Raw genomic sequence first — 22,303 nt, forward strand, 5'->3', positions numbered from 1 at the left:
GGTTTTCGGGTTCGATTCGGTCGAATCGAACCCGAAGGGAGGCTCAGCGCACCTGCTGGTAATCCACAGGCACCCACACATACCCCGAGCCTTCGGCCCGGATGCGCCCCAGCCCCGGGAACGGCAGGTGCGCGCTGCCCACCAGGTAGCGCCCCTTGGCCGCATCGGCATACGCCTTCTTGCGCTCCGCCGCGGCGGTCTTTGAATCGGTGTCGAACGAGATGGTCACCTGCGGCTGCACGAACTGCACCGAGGCCACGTGCATCAGGTCGCCCCACAGCACAAGCTTCTGGCCCTTGGACTCGAGCACGTAGGTGTTGTGGCCGGGTGTGTGGCCGTGGGCGGGCACGGCCTTGATGCCGGGCAGGAGGTCGGTGTCGCCCTTCATGGGCTTGAACTTGCCGGCTTCGACGTAGGGGTTCAGCGACGACTGCGCACCCTGGAAGAAGCCCTTCATCTCGGGCGTGGCCTTCTCCAGGTTGGCCTTGCTGAGCCAGAAGTCGGCGTCTTCCTGGCCGGCGTGGATCGTGGCGTTGGGAAAGGCCAGCTTGCCGTCGACGATGAGGCCGCCGACGTGGTCGCCGTGCATGTGGGTGATGAAAACGTCGTCGACCTGCTCGGGCTTGTAGCCGGCAGCCAGCAGGTTGTTGCGCAGGTTGCCCAGCGTGGGACCGAAGAGCGTGCCTGCACCGGTGTCGATCAACACCAGTTTGCTGCCGGTGTTGACAAGGTAGCTGTTCACCGAGGTGGGCACCAGGTCCTTCTTGAAGGAGCGGTCGAGCAGCTTGCCGACCTGGGCCTGGGTGGTGTTGGTGAGCAGCTTCTTCACTTCCAGGTCGATGGTGCCGTCGAAGAGCGCGGTGACTTCGAAGTCGCCGAGCATCATGCGGTAGAAGCCCGGCGCCTGGGTGCGGACCTGGGGGGCGCCCGCATGTGCCGCAAACGAAAGCATCAGCACGCTGCTTGCCAATGCGGCAAGGCCGCGGCGCAGCCAGTGGGTGGGGTGGGTCATGGGGTTCTTCCTTCTCCGGCTTGTCTTTAGAGGGGGCGAAGAATAGCCCACCAGCCCAACCCTGCCCGCCGGGCGGCCATCCTTACCAGTTGACTTCGCGCTCCGGCGTGGCCGAGATGTGGTGGATCGACAGGTCGGCGCCGTCGTATTCCTCTTCCTGCGTCAGGCGCAGGCCCATCGTGGCCTTGAGCGCGCCGTACACCGCCGCGCCCGCGAGAGCTGCCCAGGCCACGCCCATCAACGTGCCCATGAGTTGCGCCCACACGTTCACGCCGCCGATGCCGCCCAGCGCCTGCGTGCCGAAGAGGCCCGCCGCGATGCCGCCCCAGGTGCCGCACAGGCCGTGCAGCGGCCACACGCCGAGCACGTCGTCGATCTTCCATTTGTTCTGCGTGAGCGTGAACATGGAGACGAAGATGGCGCCTGCCACGCCGCCCACCACCAGCGCGCCCAGCGGGTGCATCAGGTCGGAGCCGGCGCACACGGCCACGAGGCCGGCGAGCGGGCCGTTGTAGACGAAGCCCGGGTCGTTCTTGCCCATGGCCAGCGCCACCAGCGTGCCGCCGACCATCGCCATGAGCGAGTTGACGGCCACCAGGCCCGAGATCTTGTCGATGCTCTGCGCGCTCATCACGTTGAAGCCGAACCAGCCCACGCACAGCACCCACGCACCGAGCGCGAGGAACGGAATGTTCGACGGCGGATGCGCGCTCAGCGAGCCATCGCCGCGGTAGCGGTTGCGGCGCGCGCCCAAAAGGATGACCGCCGGCAGCGCCAGCCAGCCGCCCACCGCATGCACCACCACCGAGCCCGCGAAGTCATGGAACTCGTGGCCGGTGACCGAGGCGATCCAGCCCTGGATGCCGAAGTGCTTGTTCCAGGCGATGCCCTCGAAGAGCGGATACACCACGCCGACGATCACCGCCGTGGCGATGAGCTGCGGCCAGAACTTGGCGCGCTCGGCGATGCCGCCCGAAATGATGGCCGGAATGGCCGCGGCGAAGGTCAGCAGGAAGAAGAACTTCACCAGCTCGTAGCCGCTCCTGGCTGCCAGCTCGGTCGCGCCCACGAAGAAGTGAGTGCCGTAGGCCACGCCGTAGCCCACCAGGAAGTACACGATGGTCGAGACCGAGAAGTCGACCAATATCTTCACCAGCGCATTGACCTGGTTCTTCTTGCGCACGGTGCCCAGTTCCAGAAAGGCAAAACCGGCATGCATGGCCAACACCATGATGGCGCCGAGAAGGATGAACAGCGCATCTGCGCCCTGTTTGAGTGCGTCCATGGGAGCTTCTTGCAGTTTTTGGTTGGAATTGGTGCATCGCATCCGGATTGCCCGGCGCGATGGTGCAAGGAAGCAAAAATGGTGCCTAAAAGCTCTTCGATGGTGCGAAACGAGCCATAACGGCGCGCTTACGCACCGGAACAGGCTGCTTTGGCCTGCTCAGCCCACGGCGCCGGCGCGCAACGCGTCGCGATAGCGCCGGCTGCAGGGCACCGAGGTGCCGTCGTGCATGTGCAGCTTGGCGTCACCGCCGTCCAGAGGCTCGATTTCCTTGATGCGCGCGAGGTTCACCGCATGGCTTCGGTGCACGCGCACGAACCTGGCCGGGTCCAGTTGGGTCAGGAAATCGGTGAGCGTGGCGCGCAGCAGGTAGTCGTGGCCGTTGACGTGAAGGCCGACGTAGTTGCCCTCGGCCTGGAGCCAGTCGATGTCGGTGGCGGCGATGAGGAATTCGCGGCGCAGCTTGCGAACCAGAAAGCGCTCGGGGCGCGTTGGGGTCGGTGGCGGCGGCGGGCTTGCCTCCGGCTCGGGAGGTGCGTCGTCGGGGGCGGGCAATGACGGTGGCGGTGCGGCTTCGGGCGGATCGGACACCCCCGCCTCCGGCGCATCGAGCACCCTCGCCTCGCCCTGCAGCCGCAACATGAAAAGCCGGTAGGCCCAGATCCCGAAGACGATCGACACGTAGACCCGCACGTCCTTCAGGTATTCGTAGCCCCACTGCCCGGTCCACCCGCCGAAGTCGTAGCGCCCGCCGGCCATGGCGTAGACCAGAGAGCGCACCGCGAACATGCCTGCCACGTGCGCCAGGCTGATGGCCACGCTGGCCACCACGTGCCCAGCCAGAAAAAGCACCCAGCGGCGCGGCATCAGCGGCGCCAGCCGGCGCTCGATGGCGACGAACACCGGAATCAGCATCAGCAGCACCAGGTGGCTCGATCCCTCCCAGGTAACGATTTCCCAGGTCGCGCGCGGCACGGCGCGGTTGCGGGCATCGACCACCGCGACCATGGTGCTGAACACGCCCTGCAGCGTCATCAGCACGATCCAGAAGCCCGCTTCCACGTAGCGGCGGATCGGCTCGTAGCGCTCGTACAGGTTCCGGTGGGACGCTTTCATGCCGGGGATTCTCGCCATCTGCGCGATGGCGGGGCGAATTTCGTCCCGCCGGGGGCACCGCTCGTCACAAAGGCCGGGCGATCCGTCCCGCGGCCGCCCCACCGCGCACCGCCGGGCCACACCATCGTCCCACTTTCTGTTTCGAGGACCCTGAAATGAACCTCCCGACGCCTCTGCCCGACGCCAGCCGACGCCACGACATCGACGCGCTGCGCGCCCTGGCCTTCCTGTTCGTGATCCTCTATCACGTGGCGATGTACTACGTCGCCGACTGGCCCTGGCACCTGAAAAGCCCGCACGCAGCCGAATGGTTGCAGTGGCCGATGCGGGTGCTGAACCTCTGGCGCATGGACCTGGTGTTTTTGATCTCCGGCGTGTCGCTCGGCTTCCTCGCCCGCCATCAGGGCACGGGGGCGCTGCTGCGCAGCCGCGGCGCCCGGCTGATGCTGCCGCTGGTGTTCGGAATGCTGGTGATCGTGCCCTATCAGGCCTACGCGCAGGGCGCGGCCAACGGGCTGGTCGCGCCGGGCTTCGGCGCCTTCTTGCTGCGCTACCTGTCGATGGCCGAGCCGTGGCCCAAGCGCGCCTTCGACGGCGCGGAGTTCGGCATCACCTGGAACCACCTCTGGTACCTGCCCTATCTGTTTGCGTACACCGCGCTGGTCGCGCTGACGCTGCCGCTGTGGAAATCGCCGGCCGGCCAGTGGGTGCGCCGCCGGTTCAACGCGCTGCGCGGCTGGAAGTTGCTGCTGCTGCCGGTGCTGCCGCTTCTGGCGTGGACGGTGCTTCTGGCCCCGCATTTCCCGCCCACGCACAACCTGGTGCGCGACTTCTACCTGCACGCGATCTACCTCACCGTGTTCCTCTACGGCTACTGGATGGGCGTGGACACGGGCATCTGGAAGGAACTGGAGCGGCTGCGACGGGTGTCGCTGGTGCTGGCGCTCGTGGCGATCGGCACCTTCATCGCTCTGCGGGTCGGCGCGCGGGGATCGGCGCCGGGCCTGCTCATCGACCTGCTGCGCACGCTTTATATGTGGCTGGCCATCGCGACCATCCTGGGCCACGGCCACCGCCATCTGAACCGCCCGTGGCTCTGGCTGCGCTGGGCCAACGAGTCGGTCTACCCCTGGTACGTGCTGCACCAGACGCTGATCATCGTCGGCGTGACCGTGCTGGCGCCGCTCGCGCTCGGCCCGGTGCTGGAGCCCGCGCTGCTGGTGGCGCTGACCATCCTGGGCTGCTGGCTGCTGACCGACGGGCTGATCCGCCGCGCCAACTGGCTGCGCCCACTGTTCGGACTGAAGCTCAGGCGGCAGGCTTCGGCTGAATCTCTTCCACCGGAACCAGGATGGCGTTCCCCGTCGCCACGAGCTTGAGCGCGTCCTCGCCTTTTCCTTCGGCCTGCGCATAGAGCTCGGCCGCGACGAACACCTGCTTGCGCCCCGCCTTCACCACCCGGCCGCGCGCCACGAACGCGCGGCCGATGGCCGGCGAGATGCAGTTCACCGAGAAATGCGAGGCCAGCACGCGGCCCGCCTGCGTGGCGGCCGCGTAGCCGCTCACGGTGTCCAGCAGCGCGGCGATCATGCCGGCGTGCAGGAAGCCGGCGTACTGGCCCATGTCTTCCTCGCGCCAGTTCATGCGCAGTTCGGCTTCGCCGTCGGCGGCCCGGTGGACTTCGAAGCCGGCCCAGCGATTGAACGAAGCGGTGCGGTTGATGGCCTGGATGGTGTCGAGCATGGGAGTTCTCCTTGGAACGGGAATGCGTTGGCGATGTGGACGAACCCACTCTACGAACCACGCCCGCCGTGCGTCGTCGCACGCGTGACCGGAAACGCCGTGGCGGTTGCATTGGCGACAGCAGCCGCCCTCGATGAATTTTTTTTGACGGCGCCTTAACCCCGCCAGACGAGCCCGGCCGTATGAGTGGACACAACCATCCACTCTCGAAGGCTCTCCATGAAAGCACCGTCCGCCCTTCTGCTCCGCGCCACCGCCGTCGCAGCCGCAGCCGCCTGGCTGGCCATGAACGCCAGCGCCCAGGTGCAGCCCCCGGCCCCGGCCGATTCGCGCATCACCCAGGTCAAGGTCTACCCCGGCAGCGCCACCGTGGAGCGCGTGGCGCGCGTCGCAGCGGGCAGCCGCTCGGTCACTTTTGCGTGCCTGCCGGCGGGGCTGGACGTGCAGAGCCTGCAGGTGTCGGCCGATGCGTCGGTGCGGGTGGGCGAGACCTCGGTGCTCAACGAGCAGCGCGAACTCTCGGCGCGCTGCGCGACCAGCGCGCTCGATGGCCGCATCCGCGATCTCGAGGACCAGAAGGCCGCGCTGCAAGCCGAGAGCGATGCGCTCGGCCTGGTGACGGGCTATCTCAAGGGCCTCTCGGGCGGCAGCGGTGACTCGGCGCAGGGCGCCCGTGCGCCGCTGGACGCGCGCAACCTCGCCGCGATGACCGATGCGATGCGCCGCACGGGACAGGATTCGCTGCTGAAGCAGCATCAGCTCGCGCGCAAGCAGGGCGACATCGACCGCCAGCTCAACCCGCTGATCGCCGAGCGCACGCGCTCGCAGGGCAACGGCGCGCAGGTGGTGGCCGTGACTGTCACGCTGGCCGCAAGCGCCGATGCCGAAGTGAAGCTCAGCTACCAGGTCAACGGCCCCGGCTGGACGCCCACCTACCGCGCCCTGCTCGACACCACCACGCGCAAGGTGCGCATCGAACGGCAGGCGCTGGTGGCGCAAGCCACGGGCGAAGACTGGCGCGGCGTGAAGCTGGTGCTCTCCACCGGTCAGCCGCGCCGCGAGACCACGGGCCGCATGCCGGGCGCATGGCGCATCGGCATCGAGCCGCCGCCGCAGCCGCAGCGTGCACGGGCCGACATGGCGTACCCGGCGGCGCCGGCACCGGTCATGGCGAGTGCGCCGTCCGCCAAGGAATCGGCCATGGAGCGCCGCGCACCGCTGTTCGACGTGAGCGTGTTCGACAGCAGCTTCGCCACCGAATTCTCGGTACCGCAGAGCATCGATGTGCCCTCCAACGGCCAGCGCGTGACGATGCCGCTCGGCCAGTACGAAGACACCGCGAAGCTCGCCTCGCGCACCAGCCCGCGCGTGGATGCCAGCGCCTTCTTGGTTGCCGATCTTGCGCAGCCTGCGGGCGTGTGGCCGGCAGGCCCGATGCAGCTCTACCGCGACGGCAATTTCGTCGGCAACGGCCAGTGGACGGCGCCGAGCGATGCGCGCCTGACACTCTCCTTCGGCCGCGACGAGCTGGTGCGCGTGCAGGCCGAGCCCGAGAAAGACAACCAGGGCACGGGCGGTTTCGCCGGCACGCGCGCCGAGCGCAAGGTGCAGCGCGCCTACGTGGTCGAGAACCGCCACCGCACACCCATCGCGGTGCAGGTGCTCGAGGCGGCGCCGGTGTCGATCGACGAGCAGGTGCGGGTGGCTGCGCAGTTCTCGCCGCAGCCGGGCGAACTCGCGTGGAACAAGCAGCCGGGCCTGGCGATGTGGAGCTTCGACCTCGAGGCCGGCAAGACGGCACGCGTGGCGGCCGACTACACGATCAGCTATCCGAAGGACGCGCGGCTGCAGATGCGCTGAGCGAGCGCGTTCAGAAGCATCTGGCTGGTGGCGCGCCCGATCTCGCGGGCGCGGCTCAATCCGCAGCCGCAGGCTCGTCGCCGGACTTTCGCTTCTTTCCGCGCGCCGCCTTCTTCGCCGCGCGCTCGGCATCGATGCGCTGCCCTTCGGCCAGCCACTGCGCGAACTCCTCGGGCGTCTCGAGCGTGATGCGCCCCAGGTTGCCGGCGCGGAACTCGTGCATCACGATCTCCGCCGACTTCTGCAGGTTGACCCGGCCCTTGCCCAGCAGCGCGCCGCGCTTGCGGCCGATGGTGTCGAGCACGTCCTCGTCCTTCATGACGGCGATGGTCTCGGCATCGAGCTCGACCAGCTTGAAGCGTTCCGCGATGCCCGCCGCGTAGTTCGTCTTCAGGTAGTTGAGGAGCTCGAGCGCCACTTCCTCTTCATCGAAGGCGTTGCGCCCCACCGCCCCGCTGGCCGCGAGGTTGTAGCCGCTCTTGGGCACCACGATGCGCGGCCACAGCATGCCGGGGGTGTCCCACAGGTAGAAGTCGTCGGCCAGCGTGATGCGCTGCTCCAGCTTGGTGATGCCGGCCTCGTCGCCGGTCTTGGCCTTGCGCCCGCCGGTGAGCGTGTTGATGAGGGTGGACTTGCCCACGTTCGGAATGCCGCAGATCAGCACCCGCATCGGCTTGGCCATGCCGCCGCGGTTGGGCGAGAGTTCGTGGCAGGCCTTGACGATCTGCTGCGCGGGCGTGGTCAGGCTCGCATCGAGCCCGATGGCGCGCGTGGCCGGCAGCGCGTTGTAGTGCGCCAGCCAGAGCGCGGTGCGCGCGGGGTCGGCCAGGTCCTGCTTGTTGAGCACCTTGAGCGTCGGACGGCCCGCGGTGAGCTCGGCCAGCATCGGGTTGGCGCTGGAGCCGGGCAGGCGCGCGTCGAGCAGTTCGATGACCACGTCGATGTCCTTCACCCGCTCGGTGATGGCCTTCTGGGTCGTGTACATGTGCCCGGGGAACCACTGGATCGCCATCGATGGATGCTCTTTCTGTCGCGCTGTCTGGGGAGATTGGAGAGGGGGGTTCGGCCCGCGGGCCGGACGCGCATTGTGGACCGGGAACCTGAACGGCTTCTGGATGCTATGTTTTCCATAGCTGCAGACCCCATTCTGCCCTCGCCGCACCGGCCTCGCCCCCCTAGAATCCGCGCGCTGCGCCCCCGCAGCCATTCCAACAAACCCTGAGGGAAATCCATGCTCAAGCGCCTTGCCGCTGCCGTCCTGCTGGCAGCCACCGTCGTTCCTGTGTCCGTCGTCCACGCCCAGCGCCCTTCCCCGCCGCCCGGCCCGCTGATCAACGGCTACCTGTGCTGCAACATGCGCACCTACGGCGACTCGATCAGCGACATCAACTACGACGAACAGGGCACGAGCATCGTCGCCGTGGGCACGCCCGCGCGCATCACGTCCTACGACTTTCGCTTTTTCAAGCTGGATCTGGCCGGCAAGCCCCAGCGCATCAAGAACGACTACAGCCGCAACATCACGCTGATCGACTTCGCCAAGCGCTACGTGGTCACCGAAGACCCGAAGCAGAAGATGGCGGCCTTCCCGCCCGCCGTGAGCGCTGCCATCCGCGCGGGCAAGGTGATGCCCGGCATGACGCGCGAGCAGGTGCTCATGGCCATCGGCTACCCCGTGGCCGGCGAGAACCCCAGCCTCGAGGCGGCGACCTGGCGCTACTGGCGCGACAGCTGGTCGGAGTACCAGGTGAGCTTCGACGACAAGGGCCTGGTGAAGACCGTGGTGGGCGACCCCGTGGCGCTCAGCCGCGTGCTGGCCGCGACGCCTTAAGTTCTCGCGCGTGGACACACGCGCAATCCCCTAGAGGGTTATGCATCGCGAGGGCCTTTTCCGCCCCTATGATTTGACCGAGTGCGGCGCCAGCGGCGTCGGTCGAATCAAAACTTTTTGTGGAGTGACCGCGATGAAACCCGTCTCCGAACTGCTCAAGCGCCACGACTCGGCCGCCTGGCGCACCTCGCCCGACACCAGCGTGTTCGATGCGCTGGCCACGCTGGCCCGCTTCGAGGTCGGCGCGCTCATGGTGATGGACGGCGAGAAGCTGGTGGGCTTTCTGTCCGAGCGCGACTACACCCGCAAGGTTGCGCTGCAGGGCAAGAACTCCAAGGAAGTGAAGGTCTCGGAGATCATGACGCCCGACGTAATGACCGTCACCCCGCAAACCCGCACCCGCGCCTGCATGGCGCTGATGAGCCAGCGCAAGTTCCGCCACCTGCCGGTGGTCGATGGCGACAAGGTGGTCGGCATGATCTCGATCCAGGACCTGATGGACGACATCATCAGCGAGCACGAGCAGACCATCACCCAGCTGACCAGCTACATCCAGAGCTGAGCCCCACCCCGCGCATTGCCGCATTTCGGACCCTGCCCGGCGTGTGGGTAGGGAATAGACCTACGCACGGTGCAGCACTTGAGGGCGCACAGTGGGCCTTCGTTCATCCATCCAGCAAAGGGCATTGCATGCAGATTCAGGTCAACACGAGCAACGGTATCGAGAACAAGGACACCCTGGAACGCTGGGCCGACACGGAGATCAAGCAGCATCTGAGCCGTTTCGTCGAAGACGTGACGCGCGTCGAGGTGCATCTGAGCGACGAGAACCACGACAAGGCCGGCGGCGGCGACAAGCGCTGCGTGATGGAAGCGCGCCTGGCCCACCACAAACCGCTGGCAGTGACACAGCACGCCAACACGCTCGACGAGGCCTTTCGCGGCGCAGCCGACAAGCTCAAGCGCCTGCTCGACAGCACGCTGGGCCGCCTGAACAATCACCGCGACCGCGATTCGATCCGCAAGGACGGCAGCTTCGTCGCCGAATAGCGGCAGACAACTGCAAGAGCGTCACCGGGCCTTCCGCTTCGGCGGCGGCGCGCGGGGCGTCTCCGCGGGAATGAGCGGCGGGCGCTGGCCCGTGGTCATCCACGCATCGTAGAAATCGATCTTGCGATCGACCAGCGTGAGCGCCTTCTTCCAATCGGCAATGGTCTCGGCCACCCGCCTGCGGTGCGCCTCGAGCAGGTCGCGGCGCTGTTGCAGCGTGGCCTTGCCCTGCAGCGCGAGGGCGGTGTATTCGCGCATTTCGGCAATCGACATGCCGGTGCGGCGCAGGCGCTCCATCAGGTCGAGCCAGCCCACGTGCAGCTCGCCGTAGAGGCGCCGGCCGCCGTCGTCGCGCGCCACGCCGGGCACGAGGCCCTGTGTCTCGTACCAGCGGATGGCGTGCACCGTGCGGCCGGTGCGTGTGGCCAGCTCGCCGATGTGGAAGGGCGTGCCCTTCACCGCCGGCGCGGCCGGGGCGCTAGCCGGCATGCGCGGGCACCGGTGGCGCCTCCAGCGCCTGCTGGACCAGTGCGGTGTCGAAGTACTCGGTCAGCTCTTTAGCTCTTTCACCTTGCCTCCTTCGAGTCGGTAGACGTAGCAATAGCGGTTGTTGTAGCGCTTGCCGGCCTTGGTGGGCACATCGCCGCTGAACAGCACCACGACCCGGTCGCCCTCGGCAATGATGCGCTCGGTCTTGCTCGCATAGGGCGCAGCGAACTGTGCGAACAGCGGCTTGATCAGCTCCTCGCGAATGGCCGCCTTGCCCGCGTAGGTGCGCGACCAGGGCGTGGTGCCTTCCAGTGTCCAGCTGGCATCTTCGGCCAGGCTGTCGATGAAGGCCTGGCCGTTGCCCTTGTCCAGCTCGGCGTGGATGTGCCGGACCAGGGCCTTGTTGTCGATGGTGTTCATGGCTTGATTTCCTTGGGCGTTGAATGAACCGGAAGTCCCGGTGAATTCATTGGAAATGCTCGAGTGCGCTCCAGGTCAAGCGCCATGAACAGGGTTGTTCGCTCAACCCCTCTTTGCGTTCGCCATCGCCTTGGCGACTTCGTTGCTGCCCTGCGCGGCGCCGCTCTGCGGCACGGCTTCGTCTTCGCGCGAAGTCACCTCGGCCAGCCGCGTGGCCAGTTGCTCTGCGGCGTCAGGGCCGTTGCCCAGCCACATGCCCTGCGTCAGCGTGATGTGCGCCGCCTCGAACACGCCGGCGCCCGCGCACAGCACGGTGCGGTTGGGCGCGTCCTGCGAGGCCAGCACCAGCATCGCGGGCACCACGGCATCGGGCTGGAAGGCTTCGAGCATGTCCTTGGGGAACAGGTCCTCGGTCATGCGGGTGGCGGCGGTGGGCGCCAGGCAGTTCACGCGGATGTCGTTCTTCGCGCCTTCGATGCTCAGCGTCTGCATGAGGCCCACGAGCGCTAGCTTGGCGGCGCCGTAGTTGCTCTGGCCGAAGTTGCCGTACAGGCCCGAGGACGAGGTGGTCATCACGATGCGCCCGTACTTCTGCGCGTTCATGAGCGCCCAGACGGCCTTGGTGCAGTTCACCGCGCCCATCAGGTGCACATCGACCACCAGCTTGAAATCGGCGATTTCCATCTTGGCGAAGCTCTTGTCGCGCAGGATGCCGGCGTTGTTGACCAGGATGTCGACGCGGCCCCAGGCGTCCACCGCCTGCTGCACCATGGCCTGCACGGCCTCGAAGTCGGTGACCGATGCGCCATTGGCGATGGCTTCGCCGCCCGCCGCCTTGATCTCGTCGACCACCGCCTGCGCGGCACCGACCGAGCCGCCGGAGCCGTCGCGTGCGCCGCCCAGGTCGTTGACCACCACCTTGGCGCCCCGCGCCGCCAGGGCCAGCGCATGCTGGCGGCCCAGGCCCCCGCCCGCGCCGGTCACGATGGCCACGCGGCCCTTGAAGTCGATGGTGTTGCTGCTGCTCATGGGTGTCTCTCTTCGCTGCTTTCGTTGGGGATGTTTCGCGCCTTGCCGCTGTGCGGCAGCGTGGCGTTTTACCCCAGAAAGGCTCGGCGGCACCCCGGCGGGCGCGCCACCCCAGTCACCCGTGCGACGGCTGCATGGTGGCGCAGTAGGCCACCAGCTGGTCGAGCTCGGCCGATTTGTCGAAGAAGGCGTCGGCGCCCAGCTTCGTCGAGCGATCGCGCATGTCGTCCGTGGCGTAGTTGCTGAGCACGATCACCTTCTGGTGCGGCAAGCGGTTGCGGCAGGCGCTGATCACGCCCAGCCCATTGCCGCGCTTGAGGAACAGGTCGACGATGGTCAGGTCCCATTCGTGGTGGTGATGGTTCAGCCAGTCGACCGCTTCTTCCTCGGTGCTGGCGGAGGCCACGACTTCGGCATCGGCCACTTCTTCCAGGAAGCCGACGAGGTTTTCGCGGATCACCGCGCTGTCCTCGACGAGGTAGGCCTTGAACGTCATGATGAAACCAATGGGGCTGGACTTGCGCGGTGCATGACCTGATCCTCGCAGCGCCTTCAGCGCCCGCGGTGGGCCATGCTGGCCAATGCCTGTAGGCGATACGCCACCGCGCCTGTCGTCTCCGAGCGGCGCCACGCCCCGAAAGGACGGCTAGGCTGCGACGGCCATGCGGCCTCGGGCCATGCCCAGGCGCGCCGGCGAGACGTATTGCTCGCGATAGATCTCGAAGGGCATGGTGTCCGCCGCTTCGATGCGCTTCTGCTCCTGGATCGACTCGGCGGTCATGCGCTCGAACTCGGCCTGCTGCCCGTCCGAGAACGGCAGGGCCAGCAGCGCGGCGCGGGTCTGCTCCGATTGGGCGCGCACGAAACCGACGAAGGAGTTGCCATGCTGCTGCTCGATGGCCGCGAGCACGCGGGCCGAGGGCAGGCTGTCGGGGTTCTGCAGCGCGGCCCTGGCGGCTTTCACCGCGTCGGTGTGCTGCGTGCCGCCCTGCGCCGCGTCGACCGCGGCGGCGATGGGCAGGCACTCTTCGACGAGTTCGATGCCCCAGTCCGTCAGCGTGACTTCGCTGCCATCGCGCGACAAGCGCAGGCCCGGCTCGCGGCCGCGCGCGGCGGTCAGGTGCTGGTTGCGCGCCAGGTCGGCAATTTCCTGCGGGGTGTCGTCGGGGCTGTCGCGGAGGAGGCAGTGCAGCAGGAACACGTCGATGAAGCGCATGGTCTGCGCATTGATGCCGACGGTCTCGAAGGGGTCCAGGTCCATCAGGCGCACCTCGACATATTCGACGCCGCGCTCGCGCAGCGCATGCAGCGGGCGCTCGCCGGGGTTGATCACGCGCTTGGGGCGGATGGTGCCGTAGAACTCGTTCTCGATCTGCAGCAGGCTGGTGGCCAACTGGTTGTAGTCGCCGCCCAGGTTGCGGATGCCGATGGCTTCGTAAGCCGGCCACGGACGGGTGAGCGCGTCCTGCAGCGAAGCGCCGTAGCCGTCCAGGCTGTTGTAGCTGACCGCGAGCGAGGCCTGCGCATCGCTCTGGTAGCCCAGGCGCCCCATGCGCAACGAGGTGCCGTGCGGCATGAACATGCTGCCGTCGCCCAGCGGCTGAAGTTCGTGCGGGCGGCCCGCGACGAAGCTCGAACACAGCGCCGGCGAGGCGCCGAACAGGTACAGCAAGAGGAAGGCGTGGCGGCGGAAATTGCGGATCAGCGCGAAGTACTGTTCGCTCGACACGTCGGGCAGCGACCAGTTGTAGTGGATGCCCGAGATGGTCTGCATGCGGCGGCCGTAGCGGTGGCTCAGGCCCATGCGGTAGACGCTCTTGGCGCGGCCCACGTTCGACGAGCCGTAGCGGCCGATGGGAATGGTCTCGTCGGTCGGCAGGCCGCAGGGCATGCTGGAGACCCAGAGGCGCTCGTCGCCCAGCTGGTCGAGCACGCGGTAGGTGAACTGGTGGACCCGGGTCAATTCTTCCAGCGCCGATTCGACGCCGCCGTGCACGCCCGTGATGAGCTCGAGCTGCGATTCGCTGAAGTCGGTCGTGATGTGCGGATGCGTGAGCGCCGAGCCCAGCGCCGCCGGATGCGGCGTCAGCGCGAGCTTGCCGTCGGGCAGCGCGCGCAGGCTTTCCTTCTCGATGCCGCGTCGCATGCCCTGAAGGCGTGCGGCTGAAAGTGCACCCAACCTCTCCTGCAATCTGTTGCTCATATTGTTATGACCCATCAATCTTCTGAGGGGCTGGAAGGTAGCACGGGCGCGCGGGCACTGCTCGTGCAGGGAATCCCGGTTCCGGCTAGGCTCTCGCCCGCTATTTTTTTGATAGCTCCCTGCATAGACACCGTGGGGGCCAGAGGCCTCTTTCGTAGAGAAAAATGCGGGTCAGGCGCGGCCGGCCCGCAGGTCTATCTCATCCGACTGGTAGACGTGGATCTCCGGCGTGCCGTCGGCCATGGCCGCGAGCGCCTTGCCGAAGGCGCGCGAGGCATCCACGCGAAAGTGCGCCTGCAGCGCGGGCATGTCGCTCCAGCGCTCCACGAAAGTCAACCGCAGCGGGTCTTGCACGTCGGTCGTGACTTCATGCGAGATGCAGCCCGGCTCTGTGCGCGAACGCAGCACGTGCTCCACGCTGATGGCCAGCATCGCCTGCAGGGTGTCGGGTTTCGCCAGGGCGTGTCCGATGACGAGGATCATGGCTGTCTCCTTCTCTCGTGGGTTGCCGCGACGGCCTGTGGTTCAGCCCAGCACGCGCAGCAGGAAATCGTTCAGGTCGGCAATTTCCTCCATGCAGACCGAGTGCGCCATCGCGTATTCGTGCCATTCGACGGTATAGCCCAAAGCGGCGAGCGCGTCGCGCGATTGCGCGGCCCGGGCCAGCGGCACCATCGGGTCTTGCTGGCCATGGCCGAGGAACACCGGCGTGTCGTGGTTGGCCGCATGGCGCTCGGCCGCGGTGCTGGCCGCCAGTGGCAGCCAGCCCGAGAGGCCGACGATGCCGGCCAGGCGCTCGGTGTGGCGCAGCCCGGTCAAGAGCGCCATCGCGCAGCCCTGCGAGAAGCCGGCCACCACGATGCGGTTCGCGGGAATGCCACGGGCCTTTTCGTTGGCGATTAGCGCCTCGATGGTGGCCTGCGAACGGCGCAGGCCGGTGGCGTCTTCCTGCACATTGAAATCGGGGGCGGCGATGTCGAACCAGGCCGGCATCTGGTAGCCGTTGTTCAGCGTGACCGGAATCACCGGCGCATTGGGGAACACGAAGCGCACCGGCCCGACGCTGGACAGGTCGAGCTCGCCGGCAATCGGCACGAAGTCGTTGCCGTCGGCGCCAAGGCCGTGCATCAGGATCACGGTGGCGGTGGGGTTCGGGGCGGTTTCGATTTCGATGGGGGAGCGGGACATGATCGGGCAAAGGTATTCAAGGATTCGGATGGCCTCACCTTAGCGCATTCGGGCGGTCGGCTGACTTGCGCAGCGCGCCTGCGCGACCAAGATGGGCCGAAACAAAAGGAAAGAAGATCGCGTGAGCCACTCCCCTCCCCTGGTCGACACTAAGCTCTCCGGCGTGGTCCTGGTCTGCGGCGATTGCGAAGAACGCAGCGACGGCCCCACGAAACTCAAGGCGAAACAGGTCCGCAAGGAACTCAAGCGCGATCTGGTGCACATGCCAGGGCGGCTGCGCGTCGTGCAGTCGACCTGCCTGGGCCTGTGCCCGAAGAAGGCGATGGCGCTGGTCGCCGTGGCTGAGGGGCATGCGCCGATGGCCGCCGAGGTGTGCCGCGATGACGATGTCGCGGATTTCGCCAAGGCGCTGTCCCGGTCGATCCGCTAGCCGGAACAGGCCGATCGCTATTCGGCCTTGATGCCGACGGCCTTCACGATCTGCGCATAGCGCTCGTACTCGGCCGACACCTGCTGCTGGAATTGGCGCTGCGCAAACCCGGTGGCCTCGATGCCTTGCAGCGCGAGGTCGGCGCGGGCCGCGGGCGTCTGCACGATGCGCCCGGCCTCGGCGGCAATCGCATCGAGCACCGGCTGCGGCGTGCGGGCCGGCGCGAACAGGCCGAACCAGGTGCCCGAGCGGTAGCCGGCGTAGGTTTCGGCGACGGTCGGCACCTCGGGCAGCAGCGCATGGCGCTTCTCGCCGCTGGTGCCCAGCGCAACGAGCTTGCCGGTGCGGATGTGCTGCAGCGCCGGGCCGACCGCAATGAACATCACATCGACCTGCCCCGCGATCACGTCCTGCATGCCCAGCAGCCCGCCGCGGTATGGAATGTGGGTGACGTAGATGCCGGTCTTCTGCTTGAGCAGTTCCATGCTGAGCTGCTGCGGGCTGCCGTTGCCGGCCGAGGCGTAGTTGATGCGCCCGGGATGGGCCTTGGCGGCGCGCACGAAATCGGCCACGGTCCGAAAGCCCGTCTTCGGGTTCGCGACCAGCACGAAGTCGATCTGGCCGAGGGACACGACGGGCACCAGGTCGCGGCGGGCGTCATAGGGAAGGCCAGTCTGGATGTTGGGAAGAATGGTGATCGGCCCGTCGGCGCCCACGAGCAGCGAATACCCGTCGGCCGGCGCCTTGGCCAGCCCGTCAGCCGCCAGGATGCCCGCCGCCCCGGCGCGGTTGTCGACCACCACGGGCTGCTTCCACTGCTCGGACAGGCGCTGCGACAGGTAGCGCGCGAGCACGTCGGGCGAGCTGCCGGGCGTGTTCGCGACCGTGATGTGCACGGGCCTGGCCGGATAGGCCGCAGCGGGTTGCTGGGCCTGTGCCGCCAGCACGAACAGGGCTCCGGCCCACAGCGCGAGGAGCGGTTTCGACAGGGGATGGACGCGCATGGACGACTTTCGTTTTCAAAGACAAAGCGCGCGATTCTGTCGCGTGCACGCCTTCGCGCGAACGACCCATTCGTCAGATGCTTAGCTGCATCCGGACATATGCGGCTTCGCCAGACCGGCCGCGACAGGCGAGGGATTTTTCGCCGCTTTACACATCGGAACCCGAAGATGCAACACAATCGCGTTTCCCATGAAGACCCCCAACTCGCACCCGAAGCCCCCGCTCCTCGCCGCCGCGGCATTCGACAGTGAAACCCTGCTGCGCGAAAGCGGCCTGCGCGTGACGCGCGCTGCCCAGACGGTGCTGGAACTGCTCAGGCACACCTCGCAGCCGCTGACGCACGACGAAGTGGCCGCCGCCTACACCACTGCTACCGGCGAAGCGCCCGACCGGGTGACCATCTACCGCGTGCTCGACCGTCTCGTCGAAGCGGGCCTGTGCGACCGGCGCGTGGGCGCCGACCGGGTCAACCGTTTTGCGCGGCACGTGGAGGCCGCTTCGGGCAACACCTTCGAATGCGACCAATGCCACAAGATCCTGGCGCTGCCCTCGGACCCCGAACTTCCCAAGGTGATGGGCCGGCTCGGTCGGTCGCTGCGCAAGCAAGGCATCGACACCCGCCACACCGCGCTGACCCTGCACGGAACCTGCGGCGACTGCGCGCGCTGAACGCGATCAGGCGTTCCAGGAAGGGAACGGATCGGGCAGGTTCTGCCACCACGAAGCGCCGAAGCGCATCTCTTCCTCGGTGAGCAGGCAGGCATCCAGCCGCGCCCGCAGCGCGGCCTCGTCCATGCCGATGCCGATCAGCACCAGTTCCTGCCGCGCGTCGCCCGTTGCCGGGTCCCAGTTGTCGGTGATGAGGTCCAGCGCATCGGCGTCGGTCGGCCAATGCTCGCGCGGCACCGCCGCCCACCAGAAACCCGCCGCGCCATAGCGGCAGGCCCCACCGGCCTGCGACCACGAGCCCGCGCGCGTGGCGCGGCTCGCGAGCCAGAAAAAGCCCTTGGAGCGCACCACGCCCTCCCACTCGCTCTGCACCATGTCCCAGAAGCGCTTCGGATGAAACGGCAGGCGCGAGCGGTAGACGAAGCTGCGGATGCCGTATTCCTCGCTCTCGGGCACGTGCTCGCCGCGCAGTTCGGCGAGCCAGCCCGGCGCCTGCTCGGCCTGCTCGAAGTCGAAGAGGCCGGTGTCGAGCACGCGGTCGAGCGCGACGCGGCCGAACTCCGACACCTCGATGCGCGCACGCGGATTCAGGCTGCGCAATATCGCCATCAGCCGCTCCCGCTCCGCCGGCGTGACGAGGTCGGTCTTGTTGACCACCAGCACGTCGCAGAACTCGATCTGCTCTATCAGGAGATCGACCACCGTGCGCGTGTCGTCGTCGCCGAGCGACTGGCCCCGCTGGCCCAGGCTGTCGGGCGAGCCGTAGTCGCGCAGGAAATTGAAAGCATCGACCACCGTCACCATGGTGTCCAGCCGCGCGACGTCGGCCAGGCTCTTGCCGTCTTCGCCCGCGAAGGTGAAGGTCTCTGCCACGGGCAGCGGCTCGGAGATGCCGGTGGACTCGATCACCAGCTGGTCGAAGCGGCCTTCTTTCGCGAGGCGGTTCACCTCGATCAGCAGGTCTTCGCGCAGCGTGCAGCAGATGCAGCCGTTGCTCATTTCGACCAGCTTCTCCTCGGTGCGCGAGAGCTTGGCGCCGCCACCCCGCACCAGCGCCGCATCGATGTTGACCTCGCTCATGTCGTTGACGATGACCGCCACGCGGCGCCCCTCGCGGTTGTGGAGGATGTGGTTGAGCAAGGTGGTCTTGCCGGCGCCAAGAAAGCCCGAGAGGACAGTGACGGGAAGCCGATGGGTCATGGGTGCGCTCTTTGATATGCAACAGCATTGCATTATATGAATCAATCGCAACCAGGTTGCAATTGATCCACACCCCCCAAAGAAAAGAGCGTCAATAGCTCAGCTTCGGATACCAGTCCTTGCCGCGACCGCCGGGCGTCATGTCCAGCAGGTTCCAGATCGGCATGGGGTCGGGCGCGCCGCGCGGGTCCTGCCCGGGGTCGGCGCTGCCGGCGCCCATTTCGGCGGCCCAGAAATGGCGGATGGTGCCACCGCTGCGATGGAACACGTTGAACGCCGGGTTGTCGCCGCTGTCGGGCGTCTCGCCGGCGTAGTCGCGGTTGAAGCTGTTGCCGGCCGACGAGTAGAGCGGCAGGTGGCGCCAGCCGCGCTCCACGGCAAAGGCCCGCATTCGCCCGATGGGCGAGGTCGCGATCACCGCGAAGGCCACGCACTGCAGGATGTCGGGCATCTCGCCGTCGTAGGCGCTCAGCAGCGACGTGCACATGGGGCACGGCCGTTCGCGCTTCGGACCGTACATCCAGTTGTAGGTGATCAGCGTGTCGTGCCTGCCGAAGAGTTCGGAGAGCTTCACGGGGCCGTTCGGCCCCTGGAACCCGTAGTCCTCGGGCACTTCGCCACCGGGCGGCAATTGGCGTCGCTGCTCGGCGACGCGCTCGCAGTGCCGGCGAAGCTCGATCTCTTCTGCCAGCAGCGCGGTGCGTGCCTCGCGGTAGGCCGCGCTCTCGTTGGGCAGGCGCACCGGGTTGGCACTTGCGAGCTGCCGGGCGGGTTCAAGTTGGGACTGGAAAGACATGGGGTATCGCCTCCTGAAGGAAAAATCAGGGTTGAACATGTCGCTCGATGCTGTGCCTGCGGCCCCTCGGCCGCGGTCCGGACAGTTCGCGAATCGCCCAGGCGCGCCGTCCTACATCTCGAAGGCCTTCACCTGCCGCCCGTCGATGTCGGTGAAGCCGTATTCCTTCGCCAGGTCAGCCACGCGCAGCACCTCCCCGGTCTTCTTCATCACCTGCGGATCGCCCGCAAGCGCCGCCACCGCGCGACCCAGGTAGCGCGGCGATTCGGTGCCCGCGAGCGCCGGCTTCTCCTGCCAGTGCGCCTCGTCGGTCTTGTGGCCGGCCAGCACGAACTCGGTGCGCATCCAGCCCGGCGACACGGCGACAGAGGCAACGCCATGCGGCTTGAGTTCCTCTGCCATGCCGAAGGCCAGCCGCGTCATCGAGGCTTTCGCCAAGTCGTAGAAGAGATTGCCCTTCATGTAGTGGCCCCGGTCCCAGAAGGTGGTGGTCACGATCAAGCCGCGCTTGGCGCGCACCATCAGCGGTGCGGCCGATCGGCTGGCCACAAGGTGGTTGCGCACGCCGCGGTCGAACATCGAGTCCCAGTTCGAGAGCGGGTGCTCCCAGAAGGGCGCGTCGAATACGCCGTTGAAGGTTTCGTGGCCACCCCAGGCGTTGTTCACCAGCAGGTCGAGCCGGCCCGCTTCGCGTTCGACCTGCGCGAAAAGCGCCTTCACTTCGTCTTCGCGGGTGTGGTCGCAGCGCACGGCAATGCCACGGCCGCCCATGCGCGTGACCTCATCGGCCGTGTCGTCGATGCTGCCGGGCACCGCCGCCATGTCCGACAGGGCCAGCAACTGCCCGTAGGTGTCGGCGGGCCGTGCCCGGGTGCTGCGCCCGGTGACATACACCGTGGCGCCCGCCGCGCCCAACTCCACCGCAATGCCGCGCCCTGCGCCGCGGCTGGCTCCCGTGACCACCGCCACGCAGTCCTTCAGCGGGCGGTTCGTGTTTTCGTTCTGCGTCATCCGGTGCTCCTTGGTTTGAACGCCGACGAAGATAGTGCGCCCTCAGCCGGACGTCTTGGAAGAACCCGAAATCGCGTGTCCCATGAACTCGGTCGGCGTGACGCCGCAGAGCGCGCGGAATTCATTGACCAGGTGCGACTGGTCGTAGAAGCCGCTCTCGACCGCGACCTCGGCCCAGGCCGGCACCGGCTGCAGCCGCAGCGCGCGCAGGCACCCATGCAGCCGCGCCAGGCGCGCCCAGGCCCGGGGCGACAGCCCGACGTGCGCGTGAAAGAGCTGCTGCAACCGGCGCTCGCCGACATCAACGGCCGCTGCCACGTCGCGCAAGGGTTGCCGTCCGCCCGATCCGGCGATGAGGCGTGCCGCGTGCACCGCAGCGGGATGGAAGACGGCACCGTCGAGCAACCGCTGTTCCAGGGCAGCCTGGAGCATCGCCGCGCGCGCAGCATCGTCCGGCGCCTCGGCCATGCGACCGAACAGTTCGGCCGCGCCGCCCTGCCAGAGTTCGTCCAGATGCACGGCGCGGCCCGCGATCTCGCCCGCGGGCAGGCCCAGCAACGCCGCCGCCGCGCCGGGCCGCAGCGTGACCGACATGCCTTCCACCCTGTCGCGCATGCGCACCACGACCGGCGCGGCGGAAGCGCCGATCGCCTCCATCGGCAGCCCCGCGCCATCGCCCGCCGAAGGCGCATCGCCGAGATTGAAGACAAGGCGCACCGCGCCATCGGGCAGCACGCGCTCGCGCACCTCGTGCCCGGCGGCGAAGGTCTCGCGGTACAGCAGGATGTGCGACACATACGGTCGCAGCGGGGCTCTCACCGGCACCGCGCGCAGCGTGCCCTCAGGCACGCCCGATTCGGGGCCGTGCAGCGGGTCGTCGTCGAGGCGGAGGAAGAGGCGTTCGGCCATGGCGGCCCATTGTGTGGAAAAACCCGGTCATGCGCGAGCGGCCCGCGCTGGCGGAAAATCGCCCGCTCGCATGCCTTCCGCCACCGCCCTCCCCGTTCTCTATTCGTTCCGCCGCTGTCCCTATGCGATGCGGGCCCGGCTCGCGTTGATCGCGAGCGACACCCGCTGCGAGCTGCGCGAGATCGTGCTGCGCGACAAGCCCGCCGAGATGCTGGCCGCTTCGCCCAAGGGCACCGTGCCCGTGCTGGTGATGGCGGACGGCACCGTGCTCGAACAGAGCCTCGACATCATGCAGTGGGCCCTGCGGCGCAAGGACCCGCAGCGCTGGCTGCAACCCGAAACCGGCACGCTCGAAGAGCTGCTCGCGCTGGTGGCGGCCTGCGATGGCGACTTCAAGCCGCAGCTCGATCGCTACAAGTACCCCGGCCGATTCGACGACGCGGAGCATGCGGCGCGCGAGCGCGGCGCGGCGTTCCTGCGCGAACTCGAAACCCGGCTCTCGGCTGCGCCGTACCTGGCGGGGTCGCACGCGACCCTGGCCGATGCGGCCCTCATGCCCTTCGTGCGCCAGTTCGCCATGGTCCACATGGCATGGTTCGCCGCCCAGCCGTGGCCTCGCCTGAACGCCTGGCTGTCCGCATGGACCGCCTCGGAATTGTTCGCCCGCGCCATGCCCAAGTACGCGGCGTGGAAACCCGGCGAAGCCGGCATCGGCTTCCCGCGGTAGCCTCACCGGCAAGGTCAGCCGGCGGTCAGCAGCGCGGGCCGATAAAGGCGCCATGCCATCGGCCACCGCACGCTTCACCGAGTTGAGCGTTCTCCTTGAAAAGCGCTTTCACGTCGCGCGCGTCTCGGTCATGCCCTCGACGCCGCTGAACGATCTCGGTCTGGATTCGCTCGCGATGCTGACTTTCGTGTGCGCCGCGGAAAACGCATTCCAGTCGCGCATTCCCGCGACCAGGCTGAACCCGGCCGGCCCGGACGGGCCGCTGACCCTGCAAGGCCTTTGCGAATTGCTGGGCGCCGGCAGCGAGGTGGGCAGCCCCGGCTGACCCCT

Annotated in this window: 26 protein-coding genes; 9 read left to right on the forward strand and 17 right to left on the reverse strand. The window is 67.7% G+C overall.

Annotated elements, in window-relative coordinates; translation table 11 throughout:
• Positions 1–43: 43 nt before the first annotated feature.
• The 3 genes from M2282_RS04465 to M2282_RS04475 form a co-directional block, all read right to left on the reverse strand.
• Complete coding sequence (locus M2282_RS04465; protein ID WP_280807559.1) at positions 44–1,012, reverse strand: MBL fold metallo-hydrolase; 969 nt, start codon at positions 1,010–1,012, stop codon at positions 44–46.
• A gap of 82 nt (positions 1,013–1,094) precedes the next feature.
• Positions 1,095–2,297: an ammonium transporter gene (locus tag M2282_RS04470; RefSeq protein WP_280807560.1), complete on the reverse strand. Its 1,203-nt coding sequence runs from the start codon at positions 2,295–2,297 to the stop codon at positions 1,095–1,097.
• Positions 2,298–2,456: 159 nt separating this feature from the next.
• Positions 2,457–3,413, reverse strand: coding sequence for a LytTR family DNA-binding domain-containing protein (locus tag M2282_RS04475; protein WP_280807561.1), 957 nt, complete (start codon positions 3,411–3,413; stop codon positions 2,457–2,459).
• A 155-nt stretch (positions 3,414–3,568) separates the two neighbouring features.
• Between M2282_RS04475 and M2282_RS04480 the strand changes: the two genes are divergently transcribed.
• A complete protein-coding gene (locus tag M2282_RS04480) occupies positions 3,569–4,792 on the forward strand; it encodes an acyltransferase family protein (protein WP_280807562.1) in 1,224 nt (407 codons plus the stop codon).
• On the opposite strand, the gene M2282_RS04485 is transcribed toward M2282_RS04480, so the two are convergent.
• Positions 4,722–5,156 (reverse strand): PaaI family thioesterase, encoded by a 435-nt coding sequence (locus M2282_RS04485; RefSeq protein ID WP_280807563.1) that lies wholly within the window; start codon positions 5,154–5,156, stop codon positions 4,722–4,724. The two genes, M2282_RS04480 and M2282_RS04485, sit on opposite strands and share 71 nt — an antisense overlap.
• 219 nt (positions 5,157–5,375) lie before the next feature.
• On the opposite strand from M2282_RS04485, the gene M2282_RS04490 reads away from it, so the two are divergent.
• Positions 5,376–7,016 carry a DUF4139 domain-containing protein gene (locus tag M2282_RS04490; protein WP_280807564.1) on the forward strand — a complete coding sequence of 547 codons (1,641 nt, stop codon included), beginning with the start codon at positions 5,376–5,378 and terminating at the stop codon, positions 7,014–7,016.
• A 55-nt stretch (positions 7,017–7,071) separates the two neighbouring features.
• Here the strand turns inward: M2282_RS04490 and ylqF are convergent, their stop codons facing one another.
• Positions 7,072–8,028, reverse strand: a complete 957-nt coding sequence (gene ylqF, locus M2282_RS04495) for a ribosome biogenesis GTPase YlqF (protein ID WP_280807565.1) — start codon at positions 8,026–8,028, stop codon at positions 7,072–7,074.
• 219 nt (positions 8,029–8,247) lie between these two features.
• Here ylqF and M2282_RS04500 point away from each other — a divergent pair, with 219 nt between their 5' ends.
• From M2282_RS04500 to M2282_RS04510, 3 genes are all read left to right on the forward strand, one after another.
• Positions 8,248–8,847: a cell envelope protein SmpA gene (locus M2282_RS04500; RefSeq protein WP_280807566.1), complete on the forward strand. Its 600-nt coding sequence runs from the start codon at positions 8,248–8,250 to the stop codon at positions 8,845–8,847.
• A gap of 133 nt (positions 8,848–8,980) precedes the next feature.
• Complete coding sequence (locus M2282_RS04505) at positions 8,981–9,409, forward strand: CBS domain-containing protein (protein WP_280807567.1); 429 nt, start codon at positions 8,981–8,983, stop codon at positions 9,407–9,409.
• Positions 9,410–9,537: 128 nt separating this feature from the next.
• Positions 9,538–9,897, forward strand: coding sequence for an HPF/RaiA family ribosome-associated protein (locus M2282_RS04510; RefSeq protein WP_206174504.1), 360 nt, complete (start codon positions 9,538–9,540; stop codon positions 9,895–9,897).
• 21 nt (positions 9,898–9,918) lie between these two features.
• Here M2282_RS04510 and M2282_RS04515 read toward each other — a convergent pair whose 3' ends face one another.
• The 7 genes from M2282_RS04515 to M2282_RS04545 all read right to left on the reverse strand — a co-directional run bounded on the left by M2282_RS04515 (position 9,919) and on the right by M2282_RS04545 (position 15,226).
• Positions 9,919–10,386, reverse strand: a complete 468-nt coding sequence (locus M2282_RS04515; protein WP_280807568.1) for a MerR family transcriptional regulator — start codon at positions 10,384–10,386, stop codon at positions 9,919–9,921.
• 60 nt (positions 10,387–10,446) lie between these two features.
• Positions 10,447–10,806, reverse strand: coding sequence for a nuclear transport factor 2 family protein (locus M2282_RS04520; protein ID WP_280807569.1), 360 nt, complete (start codon positions 10,804–10,806; stop codon positions 10,447–10,449).
• A 102-nt stretch (positions 10,807–10,908) separates the two neighbouring features.
• Positions 10,909–11,835, reverse strand: coding sequence for an SDR family NAD(P)-dependent oxidoreductase (locus M2282_RS04525; RefSeq protein WP_280807570.1), 927 nt, complete (start codon positions 11,833–11,835; stop codon positions 10,909–10,911).
• Positions 11,836–11,950: 115 nt separating this feature from the next.
• Entirely contained in the window at positions 11,951–12,331 is a 381-nt protein-coding gene (locus M2282_RS04530) for a response regulator (protein WP_280807571.1), read from the reverse strand.
• 150 nt (positions 12,332–12,481) lie between these two features.
• A complete protein-coding gene (gene gshA / locus M2282_RS04535) occupies positions 12,482–14,038 on the reverse strand; it encodes a glutamate--cysteine ligase (RefSeq protein WP_280807572.1) in 1,557 nt (518 codons plus the stop codon).
• A gap of 171 nt (positions 14,039–14,209) precedes the next feature.
• Positions 14,210–14,521 carry a putative quinol monooxygenase gene (locus tag M2282_RS04540; protein ID WP_280807573.1) on the reverse strand — a complete coding sequence of 104 codons (312 nt, stop codon included), beginning with the start codon at positions 14,519–14,521 and terminating at the stop codon, positions 14,210–14,212.
• A 42-nt stretch (positions 14,522–14,563) separates the two neighbouring features.
• Positions 14,564–15,226 (reverse strand): alpha/beta hydrolase, encoded by a 663-nt coding sequence (locus tag M2282_RS04545; RefSeq protein ID WP_280807574.1) that lies wholly within the window; start codon positions 15,224–15,226, stop codon positions 14,564–14,566.
• Positions 15,227–15,347: 121 nt separating this feature from the next.
• On the opposite strand from M2282_RS04545, the gene M2282_RS04550 reads away from it, so the two are divergent.
• On the forward strand, positions 15,348–15,656 hold the full coding sequence (locus tag M2282_RS04550; protein ID WP_280807575.1) for a hypothetical protein: 309 nt from the start codon (positions 15,348–15,350) through the stop codon (positions 15,654–15,656).
• 17 nt (positions 15,657–15,673) lie between these two features.
• On the opposite strand, the gene M2282_RS04555 is transcribed toward M2282_RS04550, so the two are convergent.
• Positions 15,674–16,660, reverse strand: a complete 987-nt coding sequence (locus M2282_RS04555) for a tripartite tricarboxylate transporter substrate binding protein (protein WP_280807576.1) — start codon at positions 16,658–16,660, stop codon at positions 15,674–15,676.
• A 190-nt stretch (positions 16,661–16,850) separates the two neighbouring features.
• Here M2282_RS04555 and M2282_RS04560 point away from each other — a divergent pair, with 190 nt between their 5' ends.
• Positions 16,851–17,330: a Fur family transcriptional regulator gene (locus tag M2282_RS04560; RefSeq protein WP_280807577.1), complete on the forward strand. Its 480-nt coding sequence runs from the start codon at positions 16,851–16,853 to the stop codon at positions 17,328–17,330.
• A 6-nt stretch (positions 17,331–17,336) separates the two neighbouring features.
• Here M2282_RS04560 and zigA read toward each other — a convergent pair whose 3' ends face one another.
• The 4 genes from zigA to M2282_RS04580 form a co-directional block, all read right to left on the reverse strand.
• A complete protein-coding gene (gene zigA / locus M2282_RS04565; RefSeq protein WP_280807578.1) occupies positions 17,337–18,530 on the reverse strand; it encodes a zinc metallochaperone GTPase ZigA in 1,194 nt (397 codons plus the stop codon).
• A gap of 91 nt (positions 18,531–18,621) precedes the next feature.
• Positions 18,622–19,326 carry a DUF899 family protein gene (locus M2282_RS04570; RefSeq protein ID WP_280807579.1) on the reverse strand — a complete coding sequence of 235 codons (705 nt, stop codon included), beginning with the start codon at positions 19,324–19,326 and terminating at the stop codon, positions 18,622–18,624.
• Between the two features lie 111 nt (positions 19,327–19,437).
• The gene (locus M2282_RS04575) at positions 19,438–20,337 is read right to left on the reverse strand and encodes an SDR family NAD(P)-dependent oxidoreductase (protein WP_280807580.1); all 900 of its coding nucleotides are present in this window, start codon (positions 20,335–20,337) and stop codon (positions 19,438–19,440) included.
• A 42-nt stretch (positions 20,338–20,379) separates the two neighbouring features.
• The gene (locus tag M2282_RS04580) at positions 20,380–21,246 is read right to left on the reverse strand and encodes a helix-turn-helix transcriptional regulator (RefSeq protein ID WP_280807581.1); all 867 of its coding nucleotides are present in this window, start codon (positions 21,244–21,246) and stop codon (positions 20,380–20,382) included.
• Positions 21,247–21,316: 70 nt separating this feature from the next.
• On the opposite strand from M2282_RS04580, the gene M2282_RS04585 reads away from it, so the two are divergent.
• Positions 21,317–21,973 carry a glutathione S-transferase gene (locus tag M2282_RS04585; RefSeq protein WP_280807582.1) on the forward strand — a complete coding sequence of 219 codons (657 nt, stop codon included), beginning with the start codon at positions 21,317–21,319 and terminating at the stop codon, positions 21,971–21,973.
• Between the two features lie 52 nt (positions 21,974–22,025).
• Entirely contained in the window at positions 22,026–22,298 is a 273-nt protein-coding gene (locus tag M2282_RS04590; RefSeq protein WP_280807583.1) for an acyl carrier protein, read from the forward strand.
• The last annotated feature ends 5 nt before the right edge of the window (positions 22,299–22,303 follow it).

Source organism: Variovorax boronicumulans (assembly GCF_029892485.1).
Lineage (GTDB): Bacteria > Pseudomonadota > Gammaproteobacteria > Burkholderiales > Burkholderiaceae_C > Variovorax > Variovorax boronicumulans_B.